The organism is Burkholderia arboris (assembly GCF_038723655.1).
Taxonomy (GTDB): Bacteria; Pseudomonadota; Gammaproteobacteria; order Burkholderiales; family Burkholderiaceae; genus Burkholderia; species Burkholderia arboris.
Genome location: NZ_CP109821.1, coordinates 395910 through 415489, shown reverse-complemented (window position 1 = coordinate 415489; position 19580 = coordinate 395910). Strand labels below are relative to the sequence as shown.

The 19580-nt window shown below is 68.0% G+C and carries 22 protein-coding genes and 1 riboswitch; of the genes, 2 read left to right on the top strand and 20 right to left on the bottom strand.

What is annotated here, in order from left to right; translation table 11 throughout:
- Positions 1 to 136: 136 nt before the first annotated feature.
- From hisH to OHZ10_RS01895, 20 genes are all read right to left on the bottom strand, one after another.
- The gene (gene hisH / locus OHZ10_RS01990) at positions 137 to 778 is read right to left on the bottom strand and encodes an imidazole glycerol phosphate synthase subunit HisH (protein ID WP_014898304.1); all 642 of its coding nucleotides are present in this window, start codon (positions 776 to 778) and stop codon (positions 137 to 139) included.
- On the bottom strand, positions 775 to 1395 hold the full coding sequence (locus OHZ10_RS01985) for a YchE family NAAT transporter (RefSeq protein ID WP_059232568.1): 621 nt from the start codon (positions 1393 to 1395) through the stop codon (positions 775 to 777). The genes hisH and OHZ10_RS01985 overlap by 4 nt, the downstream gene beginning before the upstream one ends.
- Before the next feature lie 62 nt (positions 1396 to 1457).
- Complete coding sequence (hisB, locus tag OHZ10_RS01980) at positions 1458 to 2045, bottom strand: imidazoleglycerol-phosphate dehydratase HisB (protein ID WP_059232569.1); 588 nt, start codon at positions 2043 to 2045, stop codon at positions 1458 to 1460.
- A gap of 62 nt (positions 2046 to 2107) precedes the next feature.
- Complete coding sequence (gene hisC / locus OHZ10_RS01975; protein ID WP_059232570.1) at positions 2108 to 3181, bottom strand: histidinol-phosphate transaminase; 1074 nt, start codon at positions 3179 to 3181, stop codon at positions 2108 to 2110.
- A 133-nt stretch (positions 3182 to 3314) separates the two neighbouring features.
- On the bottom strand, positions 3315 to 4631 hold the full coding sequence (gene hisD, locus OHZ10_RS01970) for a histidinol dehydrogenase (RefSeq protein ID WP_059232571.1): 1317 nt from the start codon (positions 4629 to 4631) through the stop codon (positions 3315 to 3317).
- A gap of 24 nt (positions 4632 to 4655) precedes the next feature.
- Complete coding sequence (gene hisG / locus OHZ10_RS01965) at positions 4656 to 5309, bottom strand: ATP phosphoribosyltransferase (RefSeq protein ID WP_059232572.1); 654 nt, start codon at positions 5307 to 5309, stop codon at positions 4656 to 4658.
- Positions 5306 to 6655: a UDP-N-acetylglucosamine 1-carboxyvinyltransferase gene (murA, locus tag OHZ10_RS01960; protein ID WP_059232573.1), complete on the bottom strand. Its 1350-nt coding sequence runs from the start codon at positions 6653 to 6655 to the stop codon at positions 5306 to 5308. Before murA ends, hisG begins: the two co-directional genes overlap by 4 nt.
- Before the next feature lie 14 nt (positions 6656 to 6669).
- Entirely contained in the window at positions 6670 to 6909 is a 240-nt protein-coding gene (locus OHZ10_RS01955) for a BolA family protein (RefSeq protein ID WP_006477131.1), read from the bottom strand.
- Positions 6910 to 6965: 56 nt separating this feature from the next.
- Entirely contained in the window at positions 6966 to 7721 is a 756-nt protein-coding gene (locus tag OHZ10_RS01950) for an ABC transporter permease (RefSeq protein ID WP_059232574.1), read from the bottom strand.
- Entirely contained in the window at positions 7718 to 8644 is a 927-nt protein-coding gene (locus OHZ10_RS01945; protein WP_059232575.1) for an ABC transporter ATP-binding protein, read from the bottom strand. Before OHZ10_RS01945 ends, OHZ10_RS01950 begins: the two co-directional genes overlap by 4 nt.
- A gap of 192 nt (positions 8645 to 8836) precedes the next feature.
- Positions 8837 to 9112 carry an STAS domain-containing protein gene (locus OHZ10_RS01940; protein ID WP_027788544.1) on the bottom strand — a complete coding sequence of 92 codons (276 nt, stop codon included), beginning with the start codon at positions 9110 to 9112 and terminating at the stop codon, positions 8837 to 8839.
- Positions 9109 to 9738: an MlaC/ttg2D family ABC transporter substrate-binding protein gene (locus OHZ10_RS01935; RefSeq protein WP_059236505.1), complete on the bottom strand. Its 630-nt coding sequence runs from the start codon at positions 9736 to 9738 to the stop codon at positions 9109 to 9111. Before OHZ10_RS01935 ends, OHZ10_RS01940 begins: the two co-directional genes overlap by 4 nt.
- 111 nt (positions 9739 to 9849) lie before the next feature.
- Entirely contained in the window at positions 9850 to 10788 is a 939-nt protein-coding gene (locus OHZ10_RS01930; RefSeq protein WP_059232576.1) for an MlaA family lipoprotein, read from the bottom strand.
- Positions 10789 to 10819: 31 nt separating this feature from the next.
- A complete protein-coding gene (gene mlaD, locus OHZ10_RS01925; protein WP_059236507.1) occupies positions 10820 to 11365 on the bottom strand; it encodes an outer membrane lipid asymmetry maintenance protein MlaD in 546 nt (181 codons plus the stop codon).
- A gap of 30 nt (positions 11366 to 11395) precedes the next feature.
- On the bottom strand, positions 11396 to 12163 hold the full coding sequence (mlaE, locus tag OHZ10_RS01920; protein WP_006477137.1) for a lipid asymmetry maintenance ABC transporter permease subunit MlaE: 768 nt from the start codon (positions 12161 to 12163) through the stop codon (positions 11396 to 11398).
- Positions 12160 to 12981, bottom strand: a complete 822-nt coding sequence (locus tag OHZ10_RS01915; RefSeq protein WP_059232577.1) for an ABC transporter ATP-binding protein — start codon at positions 12979 to 12981, stop codon at positions 12160 to 12162. The genes mlaE and OHZ10_RS01915 overlap by 4 nt, the downstream gene beginning before the upstream one ends.
- An 84-nt stretch (positions 12982 to 13065) precedes the next feature.
- Entirely contained in the window at positions 13066 to 14190 is a 1125-nt protein-coding gene (thiE, locus tag OHZ10_RS01910) for a thiamine phosphate synthase (RefSeq protein WP_063805242.1), read from the bottom strand.
- Positions 14187 to 15002 carry a thiazole synthase gene (locus tag OHZ10_RS01905; RefSeq protein WP_342703467.1) on the bottom strand — a complete coding sequence of 272 codons (816 nt, stop codon included), beginning with the start codon at positions 15000 to 15002 and terminating at the stop codon, positions 14187 to 14189. Before OHZ10_RS01905 ends, thiE begins: the two co-directional genes overlap by 4 nt.
- Positions 15003 to 15040: 38 nt before the next feature.
- Positions 15041 to 15238 (bottom strand): sulfur carrier protein ThiS, encoded by a 198-nt coding sequence (thiS, locus tag OHZ10_RS01900; RefSeq protein ID WP_027783340.1) that lies wholly within the window; start codon positions 15236 to 15238, stop codon positions 15041 to 15043.
- 31 nt (positions 15239 to 15269) lie between these two features.
- On the bottom strand, positions 15270 to 16406 hold the full coding sequence (locus OHZ10_RS01895) for an FAD-dependent oxidoreductase (RefSeq protein ID WP_342703466.1): 1137 nt from the start codon (positions 16404 to 16406) through the stop codon (positions 15270 to 15272).
- Positions 16407 to 16630: 224 nt separating this feature from the next.
- A riboswitch (TPP riboswitch) is annotated at positions 16631 to 16754 on the bottom strand.
- Positions 16755 to 17025: 271 nt separating this feature from the next.
- Between OHZ10_RS01895 and OHZ10_RS01890 the strand changes: the two genes are divergently transcribed.
- The gene (locus OHZ10_RS01890) at positions 17026 to 18795 is read left to right on the top strand and encodes an ABC transporter ATP-binding protein/permease (RefSeq protein ID WP_342703464.1); all 1770 of its coding nucleotides are present in this window, start codon (positions 17026 to 17028) and stop codon (positions 18793 to 18795) included.
- A complete protein-coding gene (locus OHZ10_RS01885) occupies positions 18792 to 19568 on the top strand; it encodes an SDR family NAD(P)-dependent oxidoreductase (RefSeq protein ID WP_256085488.1) in 777 nt (258 codons plus the stop codon). Before OHZ10_RS01890 ends, OHZ10_RS01885 begins: the two co-directional genes overlap by 4 nt.
- Positions 19569 to 19580: the final 12 nt, after the last annotated feature.

The following is a 19580-nucleotide window of genomic DNA, read 5'->3' as shown; positions in this document are numbered from 1 at the left end:
TATTCGCTTCGTCGCAATCCTTGCGCTCGGCCCTTCTGGCGGCCAGCGCAAGCCCGTTATCGGCGGGAACAGGCCCTCGTGTGAGCCCCGTGCGACAGGCCTTTCCAGCCCGCCAACTGTGGCACGCACGCGACGTTCACGGTTTCCAGTGTACGAAGTTGCGATACAGACGCAACCCGACCTCCGCGCTTTTCTCGGGGTGGAATTGGGTCGCGAAGAGATTATCCCGCGCGACCGCGGACGTAAACGGCGCGCCGTATGCCGTTTCGCCAACCGTATGCGCCGGGTTGTCCGGCGTCACGTAATAACTGTGCACGAAGTAGAAATAGGCGTCGTCGGGCACGCCGTCCCACAGCGGGTGCGGCTGCGACTGGCGCACGCGGTTCCAGCCCATCTGCGGCACCTTGAAGCGCGAGCCGTCGTCCTGCAGGCGGCCGTCGAGCTCGAAGCGCACGACCTTGCCGGGCAACAGGCCGAGGCCCTTCGTGTCGCCTTCCGCGCTCCAGTCGAACAGCATCTGCTCGCCGACGCACACGCCGAGCAGCGGCTTCGTGCGCGACGCCTCGATCACGGCCTCCTGCAGGCCCGATTCGCCGAGACAGCGCATGCAGTCGGGCATCGCGCCCTGGCCGGGCAGCACGACGCGGTCGGCCGCGCGAATCGCAGCCGGCGTGTCGACGATCGCCACGTCGGCGGCCGGTTCGGCCTTCTTGAGCGCCTGCGCGACCGAGCGCAGGTTGCCCATCCCATAATCCACAATCGCAATCGAAGTTTTCATCTCAGTGCAGGCAGTAGCGCCCTCAGTCCATTGACGATGAATTCCACCGCCAGCGCCGACAGCATCAGACCCATCAGCCGCGTGGCGATGTTGATGCCCGTGCGGCCGATCCAGTTCGCGATCGGCTCGGCGAGCCGCATCGCGACGAAACACAGAAAAGCCAGGACCGCGCCGATCGCGACCAGCCCGGCCCGTTCATACCAGTGATGCGCGTTCGCCGCATAGATGATCACCGTGCTGATCGAGCCGGGGCCCGTGAGCAGCGGTATCGCCAGCGGCACGACCGCGATGTTGTCCTTCAGCTCGGCCTCGTGGCGCTCCTCCGGCGTCGATCGCGTGTTGCCGATCTGCGCGTTCAGCATGTTGATCGCCATCAGCAGCATGATGATCCCGCCGCCCACTTCGAGCGACCCGACCGAAATGCCGAAGAAGTTGATGATCTGCTGCCCGAGCAGCGCGGTCACCGTCATCACGCAGAACACCGACACCGCGGCGATCCGGATCGTGCGACGCCGCTCGTCGTCCGTCTGCTGCGCCGTCAGGCTCAGGAAGAACGGCACCGCACCGACCGGATTGATCAGCGCCAGCAGCGAAATGAACGATTTGAGCAGATCCATCGCAAGCCGGCGCCGCGCGCCGAAGCCGTGAGGTTGTCCTTAGCGTCCGTCCGTTCGGAAGTTCAGAGGCTGCCCTTGGTCGACGGAATCTGCCCCGCCGCACGTTCGTCCAGCTCCACCGCCGCGCGCAGCGCACGGCCGAAGGCCTTGAACACCGTCTCGAGCTGATGGTGCGCGTTGATCCCGCGCAGGTTGTCGATGTGCAGCGTGACGCCCGCGTGGTTCACGAAACCACGGAAGAATTCGATCGACAGGTCGACGTCGAACGTGCCGATCCGCGCCCGCGTGAACGGTACGTGGAATTCGAGGCCCGGCCGGCCCGAGAAGTCGATCACGACGCGCGACAGCGCCTCGTCGAGCGGCACGTACGAATGGCCGTAGCGGCGAATGCCCTTGCGGTCGCCGATCGCCTTCGCGACGGCCTGACCGAGCGTGATGCCGACGTCCTCGACCGTGTGGTGGTCGTCGATATGCGTGTCGCCATGCGCTTCGACCTCGAGATCGAACAGACCGTGTCGCGCGATCTGGTCGAGCATATGGTCGAGAAACGGCACGCCGGTGGCCAGCTTCTGCTGGCCGGTGCCGTCGAGATCGAGCTTCACACGGATCTGCGTTTCGCTGGTATTGCGAACGACTTCCGCCACACGCATGGCAATTCCTTGATTGAGTCTGATGTAAATGGGGATTGATCGTCGCGCGCCGCGCCCTGGGCTCAACCGGGCAGCGCGAGTTTCAAGGCGGCCAGCAGGCGGGCGTTTTCGTCGGGAGAACCGACGGTCAGCCGCACGCATTCGGCCAGCAATGGATGCATTTTACTCACGTTTTTGACCAGCACCCGCTCGGTGAGCAGCGCATCGAACACGGCGGCCGCATCCGGCACCCGCACCAGCAGGAAATTGCCGGCGCTCGGGAACACCGTCGCGCCCGGCAGCGCGGCCACGGCCTGCGCGAGACGCGTGCGTTCCGCACGCAACTCGGCCGCCTGCGCATCGAGCACGCCGAGGTGGTCGAGCAGGAAATCGGCGGTCGCCTGGGTCAGCACGTTGATGTTGTACGGCGGGCGCACCTTGTCGAATTCGTTCAGCCACGCGGGCGAACCGACGAGATAGCCGAGGCGGATGCCCGCGAGGCCGAGCTTCGACACCGTGCGCATCACGACGACGTTGTCGAACTCGGCGGCGCGCGGCAGCCACGAACGCTCGGCGAACGGCTGGTACGCCTCGTCGATCACGATCAGGCTGTGCCGCGCGGCGGCAATGATCCGTTCGACGTCGGCATCGTCGTACAGCGTGCCGGTCGGGTTGTTCGGATACGCGAGATAGACGATCGCCGGCCGGTGCTCGGCGATCGCCGCGAGCATCGCGTCGACGTCGAGCGTCAGGTCGGCCTTCAGCGGCACGCCGACGAATTCGAGCTGCGCGAGCTTCGCCGACAGCTCGTACATCACGAAGCCCGGCACCGGCGCGAGCACCTTCGCGCCCGGCTGCGCGCACGCGACCGAGATCATGCTGATGATTTCGTCGGAACCGTTGCCGAGCAGCACGTCGCATCCGGCCGGCACGCGCATCGCGTGGCGCAGCTTGTCGAGCAGCGCGGCCGGGCGCGGCGCCGGGTAGCGGTTCAGCGCGACCTGCGCAAGACGCTCGCCGAGCGCCGCCGCCAGCGCTTCGGGCAGTGGATACGGGTTCTCCATCGCGTCGAGCTTCACGAACCCGCTCGCGTCGGGCACCGGGTAGCTCGTCATCGCGAGCACGTCGCGGCGGATGATGTCTTGTGGCGTCGTCATGGTCTCAAGCCGGCGTGCGTCGCGCCGGCATCAAATGGTCGGCAAGGCGGCGGCTGCCGCCCTGCACTCGTCTCCAGCCCCGGGGGGATGCAGCCGGCGCCGGCGCATCGGCGCCCGCCCCGGCCCCGCCCCGTCAGCTCTTCATCCGGAACTCGGCGCTCTTCGCGTGCGCCTGCAGCCCTTCGCCGTACGCGAGCTCGGAAGCGATCTCGCCGAGCGTCTGCGCGCCTTCCGCGCTGACTTCGATCAGGCTCGAACGCTTGATGAAGTCGTACACGCCGAGCGGCGACGAGAAGCGCGCGGTGCGCGACGTCGGCAGCACGTGGTTCGGGCCTGCGCAGTAGTCGCCGAGGCTCTCGCTCGTATAGCGGCCGAGGAAGATCGCGCCGGCGTGGCGGATCTGCTGGCCCCATTGCTGCGGCTCCAGCGCCGAGATTTCCAGGTGTTCCGGCGCGATGTCGTTCGCGATCCGGCACGCTTCAGCCATGTCGCGCACCTTGATCAGCGCGCCGCGGCCTTCGAGCGATGCGCGGATCACGTCCTGGCGCGGCATCGACGGCAGCAGCTCGTCGATCGCCTTCGCGACACGGTCGAGGAACGCGCCGTCCGGGCACAGCAGGATCGACTGCGCGAGTTCGTCGTGCTCGGCCTGCGAGAACAGGTCCATCGCGACCCAGTTCGGATCGGTCGTGCCGTCGCACAGCACGAGAATTTCCGACGGCCCGGCGATCATGTCGATGCCGACCGTGCCGAACACGCGGCGCTTCGCCGACGCGACATACGCATTGCCGGGGCCGCAGATCTTGTCGACGGCCGGCACCGTCGCCGTGCCGTACGCGAGCGCGCCGACCGCCTGCGCGCCGCCGATCGTGAACACGCGATCGACGCCGCCGAGCAGCGCCGCGGCGAGCACGAGGTCGTTCTTCACGCCGTCCGGCGTCGGCACGACCATCACGATCTCGCCGACACCCGCGACGCGCGCGGGAATCGCATTCATCAGCACCGACGACGGATACGCGGCCTTGCCGCCCGGCACGTACAGGCCGACGCGATCGAGCGGCATGACCTTCTGGCCGAGCACCGTGCCGTCGCTTTCCGTGTACTGCCAGCTATGCGTGCCGCACTCGATCTTCTGCTTCTCGTGGTACGCGCGCACCCGCGCCGCGGCAGCTTCCAGCGCCGCGCGCGCCTTCGGCGCGAGACCGTCGAGCGCCGTCTGAAGCGCGTCCTGCGGCAGTTCGAGCGCGGCGACGCTGTTCGCGCTCAGCCGGTCGAAGCGGTTCGTGTACTCGAGCACCGCGGCGTCGCCGCGCGACTTCACGTCGGCGAGGATCTGCGCGACCGATTGCTCGATCGCTTCGTCTTCGCTCGCCTCGAATGCGAGCACGGCGCGCAGCGCGGCGCCGAAGCCTTCGTTCGTCGAATCGAGCCTGCGGATGGTGATGGACATGGGAGTTCCGTTACGGTGATGCGCTCAACCGCCATTCTGCGACGCGCGTTCGAACGCGTCGAGGATCGGCTTGAGCGCTGCGCGCTTCAACTTCAGCGCGGCCTGGTTCACGACGAGGCGCGACGAGATCTCCATGATCTCCTCGACCTCGACCAGATTGTTCGCCTTCAGCGTGCCGCCCGAGCTGACGAGATCGACGATCGCGTCGGCCAGCCCGACCAGCGGCGCGAGCTCCATCGAGCCGTACAGCTTGATCAGGTCGACGTGCACGCCCTTCGCGGCAAAGTGTTCGCGCGCCGTTTCGACGTACTTCGTCGCAACGCGCAGGCGCGCGCCCTGGCGCACCGCGTTCGCATAGTCGAAGCCGGCCGGCACGGCCACCGACATCCGGCAGCGCGCGATGTTCAGATCGATCGGCTGGTACAGGCCCGAGCCGCCGTGCTCGACCAGCACGTCCTTGCCCGCCACGCCGAAGTCGGCCGCGCCGTATTCCACGTAGGTCGGCACGTCGCTCGCGCGCACGATGATCACGCGCAGGTTCGGATCGGTCGTCGGCAGGATCAGCTTGCGCGACGTTTCCGGATCCTCGGCCACCTGCACGCCGGCTGCGGCCAGCAGCGGCAGGGTTTCCTCGAAAATCCGGCCCTTCGACAGGGCAAGGGTCAGCGGCGCGGTCATGCTTGGCTCCCGGAAAGGCGGCGCACGTTCGCGCCGACGGCGGTCAGTTTGGCTTCCATGCGGTCGTAACCGCGGTCCAGGTGATAGATGCGGTCGACGAGCGTTTCGCCGTCGGCGCGCAGCCCGGCGATCACGAGGCTCGCCGATGCACGCAGGTCGGTCGCCATCACGTTCGCGCCCGACAGCTTCTCGACACCCGTCACGAGCGCCGTGTTGCCGTCGATCGTGATGTTCGCGCCGAGCCGGTTCAGCTCCTGCACGTGCATGAAGCGGTTCTCGAAAATGGTTTCGACGACCTGCGCGGTGCCCGTCGCGACCGTATTGAGGGCCATGAACTGCGCCTGCATATCGGTCGGGAACGCCGGGTATTCCGACGTGCGGATCGTCACCGCCGACGGGCGGCGGTCCATCTTCACGCGCAGCCAGCTGTCGCCTTCCTCGATCGACACGCCGGCTTCGCGCAGCTTGTCGATCACCGCGTCGAGGATGTGCGGGCGCACGCCCGTCAGCATCACGTCGCCGCCGGCCGCCGCGACCGCACACAGGAACGTGCCGGCCTCGATGCGGTCGGGGATCACCGAATGGCGCGCGCCGTGCAGCCGCTCGACGCCCTGGATCACCAGGCGATCGGTGCCGATGCCGTCGATTTTCGCGCCCATCGCGACCAGCAGGTGCGCGAGATCGCTCACTTCCGGTTCGCGCGCGGCGTTTTCGATCACCGTCTCGCCGTCTGCCAGCGTCGCGGCCATCAGCAGGTTTTCCGTGCCCGTCACCGTGATCATGTCGGTCACGATGCGCGCGCCCTTCAGGCGCTTCGCGCGTGCTTCGATGAAGCCGTGCTCGATGCTGATCTCGGCGCCCATCGCCTGCAGGCCCTTGATGTGCTGGTCGACCGGGCGCGCGCCGATCGCGCAGCCGCCCGGCAGCGACACCTTCGCCTCGCCGAAGCGCGCGAGCAGCGGCCCGAGCACGAGGATCGATGCGCGCATCGTCTTCACGAGCTCGTACGGCGCGACGAGGTTGTCGACGCGCGACGCGTCGAGCTGCACGCGGCAGCCGTCGGTCTCGCTCTTCACGCCCATCTGGTTCAGCACCTTCAGCGTGGTCCGCACGTCCTTCAGGTTCGGCACGTTGTCGAGGTCGACCGGATCGGCGGTGAGCAGCCCCGCGCACAGGATCGGCAGTGCGGCGTTCTTCGCGCCCGACACGACGATCTCGCCGGACAGGCGCTTGCCGCCTTCGATCACGAGCTTGTCCATCCCCTGTCCCTGCGATTCCCCATTGGCGGCCGGGTGTGCCGTGGCGACGCTCTTGACGGCGTCGCGCTCGTTGACGGTGACTTGCACTCAGTGATTTCCGGTTATGCGTTCTGCCATTCGGCGGGCGTCAGCGTCTTCATGCTGAGCGCGTGAATTTCCTGCTTCATGCGATCGCCGAGCGCCGCGTAGACGAGCTGGTGCCGCTGGATCGGCCGCTTGCCTTCGAAGGCCGCCGACACGATCGTCGCGAAGAAATGCTGGCCGTCGCCTTCGACTTCCAGATGCGTGCAGGCGAGACCGCCGGCGATGTATTGCTTGACCTGTTCGGGAGTCGGCAACATGGTGTAAGGCTCCTGTCGGCGCGCGCCGCCCCGGGGGCGGCCGCTGCCTGTCGATATCAATGACGCAGTTTGTAGCCGGTCGCGAGCAGCCGCATCGCGATCAGCGCGAGCAGCACGAAGAAACCGGTGACGATCGCGAGGCTCGCGAACGGGTTGATGTCGGACGCGCCGAAGAACCCGAAACGGAAGCCGTCGATCATGTAGAAAAACGGATTGAGACGCGAGATCTCGCGCCACACGGGCGGCAGCGAGTGCGTCGAATAGAACACGCCGGACAGGAACGTCAGCGGCATGATCAGGAAGTTCTGGAACGCGGCGAGCTGGTCGAACTTCTCGGCCCAGATCCCGGCGATCAGGCCGAGCGTGCCGAGGATCGCCGAGCCGAGCAGCGCGAACGCAATGATGAACAGCGGCGCCGCGAAATGCATCGGGATAAACCAGATCGTCACGACGAACACGCCGGTGCCGACCGCGAGCCCGCGCACGACCGACGCGAGCACGTACGCGCCGAAGATGTCGCGGTACGACAGCGGCGGCAGCAGCATGAACACGAGGTTGCCGGTGATCTTCGACTGGATCAGCGACGACGAACTGTTCGCGAACGCGTTCTGCAGCACGCTCATCATCACGAGGCCCGGCACGAGAAAGCTCACGTACTCGACGCCCGGATAGACCTCGACGCGGCCCGACAGCGCATGGCCGAAGATCGTCAGATACAGCAGCGCCGTGACGATCGGCGCCAGCACCGTCTGGAACGACACCTTCCAGAAGCGCAGCAGTTCCTTGTGGAACAGCGTTTGAAACCCGCTCATGCCAATCCCTCGATCACCTCGGCCCCGTTCATCACCTGGACGAACACATCCTCGAGGTCGGCCTTGCGGACCTCGATCTCGTCGAACGAGCAGCCGGCCGCGCGGCATTGCGCGAGGATGCGTTCGACATCGTCGTAGCTCGCGAGGCGCAGCAGGTGCTCGCCCGGCGCGCGCGCGGCCGGATCGGACTCCAGCCCGCGCAGCTCGGCCGGCAGCGCGCCCGTCGCGAGCCGCAGGTAGAGCTGCAGCCCCGCGAAGCGGCGCAGCAGCGCATCGGTGCGGTCGAGCGCGACCACTTCGCCACGGCGCAGCATCGCGATGCGGTCGCATAGCGACTCGGCTTCCTCGAGGTAATGGGTGGTCAGCACGATCGTGTGACCCTCGCGGTTCAGGCGCGAGATGAATTTCCACAGCGTCTGGCGCAATTCGACGTCGACGCCGGCGGTCGGCTCGTCGAGCACGATCACGGGCGGCCGGTGCACGAGCGCCTGCGCGACGAGCACGCGGCGCTTCATCCCGCCCGACAGCGCGCGCATGTTCGCGTCGGCCTTCTCGGTGAGGTCGAGATTGGCCATCACTTCGTCGATCCAGTCGTCGTTGCGGCGCAGCCCGAAATAGCCGGACTGGATCCGCAGGGTCTCGCGAACCGAGAAGAACGGGTCGAAGACGAGTTCCTGCGGCACGACGCCGAGCGCGCGACGTGCGCCACGGAAGTCCTTGACGACGTCGTGGCCGCGCACCGAGATACTGCCTTCGTCGGCCCGGGCGAGCCCGGCGAGGATACTGATGAGCGTGGTCTTGCCTGCGCCGTTGGGGCCGAGCAGACCGAAAAACTCGCCTTCCTCGACCGACAGGCTGACGCCTTTGAGCGCCTGAAGCGACTTGTAGCGCTTCTTGACGTGACGGATTTCTATGGCTGACATGACTGTGCGCGACGCAAGGGCCGCGACGCCTATTCTGTGCTTGCTGCGAATGAAAATGGGGGCCGGACGCCGATTGACTGCCCCGCAAAACGCTTGATTATAGGGCAAACCGGCTGGTGGAGCCGGCGCCGGAGGCGCGCGGCCTGAAGCATGCGCACGCCGGCTGGCGCGGCAGGCTCCGGTCGGACAGGGTCAATGTCGCCCGGTGCCTTCGATGAGCGCGTCGACGCCGTAGGCGCGCGCGAGGCTGGCGAGCTTCGGAGGGAGATTGAGGATGTCGAGGGTCGCGCCGCGCGCTTTGGCGGCACGTTGCCATGCGAGCAGCACGGCGAGCGCGGACGAGTCGAACTGCGTCAGCGCCGCGCAATCGACGGCGGTAGCGCCCGCGCCGATGCGCGCAAGACCGTCCGCGAGCGCGGACTTCGCGCTCGCGACGGTCAGCGAGGAACCGGCTTCGAAGCCGCTCACGACGCTTGCTTGCCAGCGGCAAGTTGCTGGTTGCGCTGCGTCAGGAACTGGATCAGGCCGTCCACGCCGCTTTGCTGGATCTTCTCGTTGAACTGCTGCTGGTACGTCTGGATCAGCCACGCGCCGAGCACGTTCAGGTCATACACCTTCCAGCCGCTCGCCGATTTGTACAGACGGTAATCGATCTGGACCGGCTGGCCGTTGTTCATCGCGACCGTCTTGACCACGACATCGGTATCGGCAGGGTCGGCACGGAACGGCGGGTACTGGATCTGCTGGTCCGGCTTCAGTTGCGCCAGCGCGCCCGAGTACGTGCGGATCAGCAGCAGCTTGAACTGCTCCTGAACCTGCTGCTGCTGCTCGGCCGTTGCCGTGCGCCAGTTGCGGCCCATCGCGAGCTGCGTGGTGCGGCGGAAATCGGTGTACGGCAGGATGTCCTTGTTGACGATCGTGATGATGCGGTTGGTATCACCCTGCTTGATCGTCTGCTGCTTGACTTCGTCGAGCACCTGCTGCGTCGCCGTCTTGATCAGCGCCTGCGGGTTCGACTGGTCGACTTGCGCGTGAGCTGCGCTGCCGAACGAGAACAGCGCCGCGAAAACGGGGATCAGGAACAGTTTTTTCATCATAGTGACCTGCATGAATGAGTCGATGCAAAGTTTGGAGCAGGTAGCTTACGCGCAAGTTCGCGTACGCTACCGAATGAATCGTTTCCGGCTGTAACGAATGTAAATCCGTCAGTGCAGCCGGATGCTCGGGAAACGGAACCCGCCCGGCGACGGCGGCGCCACCTGCATCGCCGGCACGTTCGTTTCGCTGGCCGGATTCGGCGATTCGGCCGTGCCCGAGGCCGGCGACGCAACCGCCGCGCCCGATGCGCCGGCCGGTGCCGCTGCGCCCGCCGTACCGGCCGCCGCCGGTGCCGCGCCGTCTTCCGGCAGGTCGTACTTCGGCAGCGCGTCGTTGCCCGACGTCGCGGCCGCCTCGCCGCGCGCGTTGCTGATCAGCATCTGGCGGCGCTGCAGGTACGCATTGCGCACGAACGAGTACTTGTCGAGCGCCGCGGCATCCAGCACGTCGCCCGCGCCGAGCAGGTTCGAACGCGTGTTCACGAGGTTGACGCCGAACAGGCCCCAGCTCAGGCCATCCGGTTTCACGTAGGTGAGCGGGTTGCCGACGTAGTCGACGCCGAGGCCGGCCGTGTCGCGCAGCGTGCTCGGGCCGAGCAGCGGCAGCACGAGGTACGGGCCCGACGGCACGCCGTAGCGGCCCATCGTGACCCCGAAGTCGGCCGTGTGCTTCGGCAGCTTCGCGATCGTCGCGACGTCGAACAGGCCGCCCACGCCGAACACCGTATTGATCACGACGCGCATGATGTCGCCGACGCCGTCCGCGATCCGCAGCTGCACGATGTTGTTCGCCGCGATGTAGACGTCGCCGATGTTCGAGAAGAAGTTCGTCACGCTGTCGCGCACCGGCTGCGGCACCACGTACTGGTAGCCCTGCGCGACCGGCTTCAGCGCGTACGTGTCGACCGTGTCGTTGAACTTGTACATCGTCCGGTTGAAGCCTTCGAGCGGATCGCCCTTGGTCGGCGTCTGCACGGTCGCGCAGCCGCTCAACGCGGCGACTGCCGCTACCGCCAGCGCTGCGTGCCTGATGCGGATCGTCTGCATGGTCATTACCCTCTTGTTTTCTCTCGTGTGGTTATTGGGCCGCCGCGCCGGACACCGCCGACGCCGGTACCGCCACCGGTGCCGGCGCAGCCGATGCACCGGCTGCCGGCTTCGCACCGCCCGCATCGGCGGCCTTGCTGTACAGGAACTGGCCGATCAGGTTCTCGAGCACGATCGCCGATTGCGTCATCGTGATCGTATCGCCGGCCTTCAGCATTTCCGTGTCGCCGCCCGGATCGAGACCAATATATTGCTCGCCGAGCAGGCCCGACGTCAGGATCTTCGCCGACGAATCCTTCGGGAACGGGTACTGGCCGTCGACATCGATCGTCACGAGCGCCTGGTAGGTATTCGTGTCGAAGCCGATCGACTTCACGCGGCCGACCACGACGCCGGCACTCTTCACGGCCGCGCGCGGCTTCAATCCGCCGATATTGTCGAATTTCATCTTCACTGCATAGGTCGGCTGAAACGACAGCGAGCTCATGTTGCCGACCTTCAGCGCCAGGAACAGCACCGCAAGGAAGCCCACCACCACGAACAGGCCGACCCAGAAGTCGAGAGCAGTCTTTTTCATCGTCATCCCAAAATTTGGCTTGGCTGAGGCTTAGCTGAACATCAGCGCGGTCAGCAGGAAATCGAGGCCGAGTACGGCGAGCGACGCGAACACGACCGTCTTGGTCGTCGCGCGCGACACGCCTTCCGGCGTGGGCTTCGCTTCATACCCCTGATACAGCGCAATGAAGGTCACGGCGAACCCGAACACGATGCTCTTCAGCACGCCGTTGCCGACGTCGGCCCAGACCTGGACTCCGCCCTGCATCTGCGACCAGAACGCGCCCGGATCGACGCCGATCAGCACGACGCCGACGAAGTAACCGCCGAGCACGCCGACCGCGTTGAAGATCGCGGCGAGCAGCGGCATCGCGATGATGCCGGCCCACATGCGCGGCGCGATCACGTTCTTGATCGGGTCGACCGCCATCATTTCGAGCGCGGTGAGCTGTTCACCGGCTTTCATCAGACCGATCTCGGCCGTGAGCGACGTGCCCGCGCGGCCCGCGAACAGCAGCGCGGTGACGACCGGCCCGAGCTCGCGCACGAGCGACAGCGCGACCAGCAGGCCGAGCGCCTGCTCGGAACCGTAGCGGTTCAGCGTGTAATACCCCTGCAGGCCGAGCACGAAGCCGACGAACAGCCCCGACACGGCAATGATCACGAACGAATAGTTGCCGAGGAAGTGGATCTGCTTCGTGACCAGCCGCGGCCGGCGCAGCAGCGGAAAGAATTCCAGCACGAGGCGCACGAACAGCCGCGTGCCGTAGCCCGCGCGCTCGAGGCCGCCGATGACGTAACGTCCGATCGCGCTGATCATGCGCGCCCTCCGCCGAGCCCGAAATCCGCTGCGAGCGGCGGGCTCGTGTAATGAAATTTGAACGGGCCGTCCGGCGCGCCGTCGATGAACTGCCGCACGCTCGGATCGGTCGACGCGCGCAGCTCGTCGGGCGTCCCCTGCGCGAGCACGCCGCCGTTGGCCAGAAAGTACACGTAATCGGCGATCGCGAACGATTCCGGCACGTCGTGCGTGACGAGGATCGAGGTCGCGCCGAGCGCCTGGTTCAGCGTGCGGATCAGGTTCGCCGTAATGCCGAGCGAGATCGGGTCGAGGCCCGCGAACGGCTCGTCGTACATGATGAGCTGCGGATCGAGCGCGATCGCACGCGCCAGCGCGATGCGGCGCGCCATCCCGCCCGACACCTCGGACGGCATCAGGTCGCGCGCGCCGCGCAGCCCGACCGCGTTGAGCTTCATCAGCACGAGGTCGCGAATCAGGTCTTCGGGCAGGTCGGTATGCTCGCGCAGCGCGAATGCGACGTTCTCGAACACCGACATGTCGGTGAACAACGCGCCGAACTGGAACAGCATGCCCATCTTGCGGCGCAGTGCATACAGGCCGTCGCGGGATTGCGTGCCGACATCGGCGCCGTCGAACAGCACCTGGCCGCGACGCGCGCGCACGAGGCCGCCGATCAGGCGCAGCACGGTGGTCTTGCCGCAACCCGACCCGCCCATGACCGCGACGACCTGCCCCCGCCCGAAGCGCAGGTTCAGGTTGGACAGGACGAGGCGGTCGCCGTAGCCAAAGTCGACGTCGCGAAGTTCCAGCAGGGTCTCGGTAGGAGTGGGGCTCACGGAGCTGGCAGTCCTTTTACGCAGAACGCCGAATTATAGGGCCTGCATTGGAATGATGTCGTGACGCCGTTCCAGGCCCTGCGGTCAATGATTGTCAAATTGTCCGGCAAAACATTGCTGCAGCGCAATAAGCGCAGCCCGATAGTCGGCGGCGCCCGTGACCGCACTCACCACCGCGACGCTGCCGACGCCCGTCTCCAGCACGGCCGGCAGCGCATCGAGCCCCACCCCGCCGATTGCGACGAGCGGCGCCCGCGCGCCCGCGAAGCGCGCGTAGCGGGCGATCCGCGCCAGTCCTTGCGGCGGCGCGGCGACGGCCTTGGTGGCGGTGGCGTATACCGGGCCGAGCGCGAGGTAGCTCGGGCGCTCGTGCAACGCCCGCAACATCTCGTAATAACCATGGCTCGAAAGTCCGAGCCGCAGGCCCGCGCGCGCGATCGCCGCCAGATCGGCCGTTTCGAGATCTTCCTGCCCCAGATGAACGCCGTACGCGCCTTCATCTACCGCGATCTGCCAGTGATCGTTGATGAACACGCGCGCATCGGGATAGCGGCGCCCTGCTGCGACCGCACGCGCGATTTCCCGGCGCAGCGCGTCCGGCGTCGCGCCTTTCACGCGCAGTTGCACGGTCCGCGCGCCGCCATCGAGCACGCGTTCGACCCATTCGGCGTCCGGTACGACCGGATAGAGGCCGAGTTGCGCGGGGCAGGGCGCAAACGCCGGCTCCGGCGCGGGCGGCAGCCCGGCAACACGGGGGAACCGCGCGGCGTCGACCGGCCACGCGTCGTCGGCGCGCGTCTCGTCGCCGTCGCGCCACGCCAGCGCGAGCACCAGCGCGTCGACCGGCGCGAAGCCGCAATCGAGGAATGCCGCGAGCGCCGCGATCCAGTCGTCCGCGAGCGGATGCGCGGCTTCGAGCGCGTAACGCGCGCCCGCCGCATGCAGCACCGCGCCCTGTTCGTCGAATTCGATCGCGACCGCGCCCGGCGAGGCCGGCCGCGACGCGGCCGACGCGCGCGCCTGCGCGGCGCGGTCGCCGGACGACACGATCAGCACGTCGCCGTCGGCCGGCACGCCGGGCGCCGCCACGCAGAGCCGCCACGGCGCCGCGCCGGCCGGCCAGTCGCCGAGGCGGGCGCGAATCCGTTCGGCCGCTTCGGCCAGTTCGTCGGCCGGCGGCCAGAATGCATCGGCGAAGCGCGCGCTCATGCGCCGCCCCCGTCCTGGTGCCAGAACGGCATCCCGACAACCGGCGTGCTCGCGTGCGCGGTTTCGCGCGCATCCATCGGCCCGGCCAGATACGCGGCACGGCCGGCCTCGACGCCCTGCGCGAACGCGCGCGCCATGATCTCCGGGTGCGTGGCCTGCGACACGGCCGTGTTCAGCAGCACGCCGTCGAAGCCCCACTCCATCACCTGGCATGCGTGCGACGGCACGCCGAGCCCCGCGTCGACGATCAGCGGCACGTCCGGCAGCCGCTCGCGCAGCACGCGCAGGCCGTACGGATTCACGACGCCCTTGCCCGTGCCGATCGGCGCGCCCCACGGCATCAGCGCCTCGCAGCCGGCGTCGAGCAGGCGCCGGCCGATCACGAGATCCTCGGTGCAGTACGGCAGCACCTTGAAACCGTCCTTGACCAGCTGCGCGGCGGCCTCGATCAGCCCGACCGGGTCGGGTTGCAGCGTGTAGTCGTCGCCGATCAGCTCGAGCTTGATCCAGTCGGTGCCGAACACCTCGCGCGCCATGTGCGCGGTCGTCACGGCCTCGGCGACGGTCTGGCAGCCGGCCGTGTTCGGCAGCAGCGGCACCGCGTGGCGCTTGAGCAGGTCGAAGAAGCCGGCTTCGGCCGTGCCGCCCGTCATCTGGCGGCGCAGCGCGACCGTCACCATCCCGGGGCGCGACACGGCGATCGAATCGGACAGCGACTGCAGCGACGGATAGCGCGACGTGCCGAGCAGCACGCGGCTTGCGAAGGTTTCGCCGTACAGCGTCAGCGCGTCGGCGGATGTGAGGGACGTCATGTCGTTTTCCTGGAAGAGCGGGGACGAACCGGCGGCGTTCAGCCGCCCGCGACGGGGTGCACGACGTCGAGCTTGTCGCCCGCCGCGAGCGCGCGCGCCGCATGCTGCGTGCGCGCGACGAAGTTGCCGTTCAGCGCGACCGCGTAAGGCGGACGCGCGCCGTACGCGGCGAGCGCGTCGGCCACCGTCGCGCCGTCGGGCAGCGTCAGGGTCTGTTGGTTGATCTGGATATCCATGAGGCTCGGTCGGATTCGGTCGGCGCGCGCGTCAGGCCGGCTGGCGCGCGTCGTTACGGTGATGAAGGAGCGTCGGCCAGCGCGCGGCGTCGCGCCACGCGGCGAACGCGTCGGCATCAGCGAACGCGCCGCCGAGCGCGGCTTGCGCGAACGCGACGGCCGCCTGCGCGACTTCCGGCGCGATCATGAAGCCGTGCCGGTACAGGCCGTTGACGGCGAGCGTCGACGCGCCGTCCCAGATCACCGCCGGGCGGTGATCTGGCAGCGTCGGCCGGCACTGCGCATTGAGTTCGAGGATGCGCGCCTCGCCGAACGCCGGATGCACGGAGAACGCCGCGCTCAGCAGTTCGAGCGCGGAGCGCACGCTGACGGGCGACATGTCCTCGCCCTCCACCTCGGTCGCGCCGATTACATAGAGATCGTCCTGCTTCGGCGCGATGTACAGCGGGTACCGCGGATGCAGCAGCCGCACGGGCCGTGTCAGCCCGATGCCGGGCGCATGCACGCGCGCGACTTCGCCGCGGATGCCGCGCAGCGCGGGCAGCGCGGATTTCGCGCCGAGCCCGCGGCAATCGATCGTGAAATGGGCGGCGGGCAGGTTCGCATCGTCGATCGCGACGTGCCAGTGCAGGTCGACGCCGCGTTCGGCAAGGCCCGCCGCGAGCGCGCGCAGCGCCTGGCGATTGTCGAGCTGGCCTTCGCGCGGCAGCAGCAGGCCGCGTGCGAAACGGCCCGCGAGCGTCGGCTCGGCTGCATCGACCTGCGCGCCGGCGAGCGTCACGAAGCCGCCGTCGAACAGGTCGGCCGGCGCGTTCGCACGCACGCGCCGCTCGAACAGCGGCGCCTCCGCGCGATCCGCGTGGTGCCAGACGACGAGCGTGCCGTGATGCTGGAAGAAGACGGGTTCGGGCAGTTCCGCGAGCCATTGCGGCCAGCGCGCGAGCGACGCGGCGCCGAGCTCGGTGATCAGCAGCTCCGCGCTCGCCGCTTCCGCGAGCGGCGCGAGCATCGCGGCCGCGATCCACGCGGCCGACTGCTCGCCGTCCGGGCCGCCGCGCTCGTAGAGCGCGACGCGATGCCCGTCGCCCGCGAGCCGCCACGCGATCAGGCGGCCGACGAGGCCGCCGCCGAGCACTGCGAAATCGGGCCGTGCATCCTGAACGTTCATCGCGCGCCCTCCTCGGGAGCGCGCACGACGAACGTCGACGCACCCGCGCCGCCACGTGCGAACGCACGCGACATCGGGCCGGGAATCAAGCAAAAGACTGAAGATTGTGCGGTCATCATTCCTTCCGTAACGCGCAATGCGCGTACCCAAAAGGACGAAACCGGCAGCAAAGGCCGGCCGGGCGGACTCGGGCGCTGACCATGTGGGATGGCAGCCAGCGCGACCCGGCGGGATCAGAAACTTCCCTCGCCGGTATTACCCGGATCGGGTGCAAAGGGTTTTTCTCAGCCTCGCCGCGCTGCCCGGAACATTCGCCGGCCACGCCACAAAGCACCCCTGTTTCGTCGTCGGTCATTAGACCATAAAAGCGGAAAGCGCCGCAAACTGTCACCGGCGGGGCAAATTCGCCGTCGGCCCGCGCCGCTCTGGCACAATGCCCGCAGGCCGGCCGCCGCAAGCGGCCGGTTGCCGCGTCACCGCCGGCCCTTAAGTGCCGTTTAAGACGCGCGGGCGACCATCCGTGCGCCCGCCGTCAGTCGGCGCCGCGCCCCGGCATGCCGTATCGCGGCGCGCGCCCGGCTTCGCCCGGCCCGCGCGCCGGCTACTCATCAGGAAGCACATGACCCAATCGATCGATCCCGTCCGCTCCGCCTCCGACGCGCCGCAGGACGAGCGCCCGGTATCCGCATGGAGCCTCATCAAGCCCTACTGGGTATCGTCCGAATGGAAAATCGCGTGGGGCCTGCTGGTCACGATCATCGCGATCAACCTCTGCGTGGTCTGGATCAACGTCCGGCTGAACAAGTGGAACGCGCAGTTCTACAACGCGCTGCAGTCGAAGGACGTCCACGACTTCCCGAACCTGCTGATGCAGTTCTCCGCGCTCGCCTTCGCGTTCATCATCCTCGCCGTGTACGGCCGCTACCTGCGGCAGATGCTCGGCTTCCGCTGGCGCCAGTGGCTCACCGACCGGCTCCTCGGCCAGTGGCTCGGCGATCGCGCGTTCTACCGGATCGAACGCGATCGCCTCGCGGACAACCCCGACCAGCGGATCACCGACGACCTCCAGTCGTTCGCGACCACGACGCTCGCGCTGTCGCTCGACCTGCTGTCGACGGTCGTCACGCTCGTGTCGTTCATCACGATCCTGTGGTCGCTCGCCGGCGCGCTGACGTTCACGCTCGGCGCGACGCCGATCTCGATTCCCGGCTACATGGTGTGGGCAGCCGCGCTGTACGCGGTGATCGGCTCGCTGATCATCCAGAAGGTCGGCCATCCGCTCGTGTCGATCAACTACCAGCAGCAGCGCGTCGAGGCCGATTTCCGCTTCGGGCTGATCCGCGTGCGCGAGAACGCCGAGCAGATCGCGTTCTACGACGGCGAGAAGACCGAGACCGGCAACGCGCAGACCCTCTTCATGCGCATCCGCGACAACTGGTGGCGCGTGATGAAGTACACGAAGCGGCTCACGTTCGTGCTGAGCTTCTACGGGCAGATCGCGATCATCTTCCCGCTCGTCGTCGCCGCGCCGCGCTATTTCGCGGGGGCGTTCTCGTTCGGCGTGCTGATGCAGATCTCGTCCGCGTTCGGCACCGTCAGCGATTCGTTCTCGTGGTTCATCAACAGCTACTCGACCCTCGTCGAATGGCGCGCCACCGTCAACCGTCTGCGCGAATTCAAGCGCGTGATGGGCACGTCGCACCTGAAGGAAAGCCTGTCGCCCGCGACCGAGCACGGCGGCATCAACCTGCACTACATCGACGGCGCGAAGCTGTCGACGTCGTCGCTGAAGCTCGCGCTGCCGAACGGCAACGCGCTCGCGAACATCGGCAGCGTCACGATCGAGCCGGGCTCGCGCTGGCTCGTGATCGGCAAGTCGGGTTCCGGCAAGAGCACGTTCATGCGCGCGCTCGCGGGCTTGTGGCCGTTCGGCGACGGCGCGATCGATGCACCGGTCGGCGCGCGGATGATGTTCGTGCCGCAGACGAGCTATCTGCCGATCGGCACGCTGAAGGCCGCGCTCACCTATCCGGCGACGCCCGACACGTTCAGCGACGAAGCCTGCCGCGATGCGCTGCGTGCGTGCCGCCTCGAGGATTACGTCGAGCGCCTCGACGAGACCGCGCACTGGACGCGCGTGCTGTCGCCGGGCGAGCAGCAGCGCCTTGCCGGCGCACGCGTGCTGCTGCACAAGCCGGATTTCCTGTTCCTCGACGAAGCGACCAGCGCGCTCGACGCCGACAACGAGGCACGCCTCTATCACCTGTTCGCCGAACGGCTGCCGAAGGCCGCGATCGTCAGCATCGCGCACCGCGAGTCGCTGGCTGCGTTCCACGTCGGCACGATCAACGTCGAACGCGCGAACGCCGGCGACAAGGTCGCCGCGTGAGCGCACGCGCCGCGCACGTCGAACGCATCGCGCTGATCACCGGCGCAGGCTCGGGGATCGGCGCGGCGCTCGCGCGGCGGATTGCGGCGCCCGGCATCGCGCTGGCGCTGCATGCGCGCGGCGCGGACGATGCGGCGCGGGCGCGGCTCGCCGAAGTCGCACAAGCGTGCACGGCGGCCGGTGCGGCATGCATCACGCTGACCGGCGATCTCGGCGAACCGGGCGTTGCCGCCGCGCTGGTCGATACCACCGCGACGCGCTTCGGCGGGCTCGACCAGCTCGTCGCGAACGCCGGCTTCGCCGCGCGGCAATCCTTTTCCGGCCTTTCCGCGGACGCGCTTGCGGCCGCCTTCGCGGCGATGCCCGGCGCGTTCTCCGCGCTCGCGGGCCGCGCGCGGCCGCTGCTCGAAGCGTCAGCCGCCCCGCGAATCGTCGCGGTCAGTTCGTTCGTCGCGCACCGCTACCGCGCCGCGGCGCCGTTCGCGGCGACCGCCGCCGCGAAGGCCGCGCTCGAATCGCTCGTGCGTACCGCCGCCGCCGAATTCGCCGCGCACGGCATCACAGTCAACGCGGTTGCGCCGGGTTTCACGCGCAAGGACCACGGCCCGAGCGCCGGCAACGCCGCCGCGTGGGCGCAGGCCGAACAGGCGACACCGCTCGGCCGGATCGCCGAGCCCGACGACGTCGCCGCGCTGATCGCGTTCCTGCTGTCGGACGCGGCCCGCCAGATCACCGGCCAGGTCATTCACGTCGACGGCGGCCTGACGCTCTGACGCGTCTCCCCC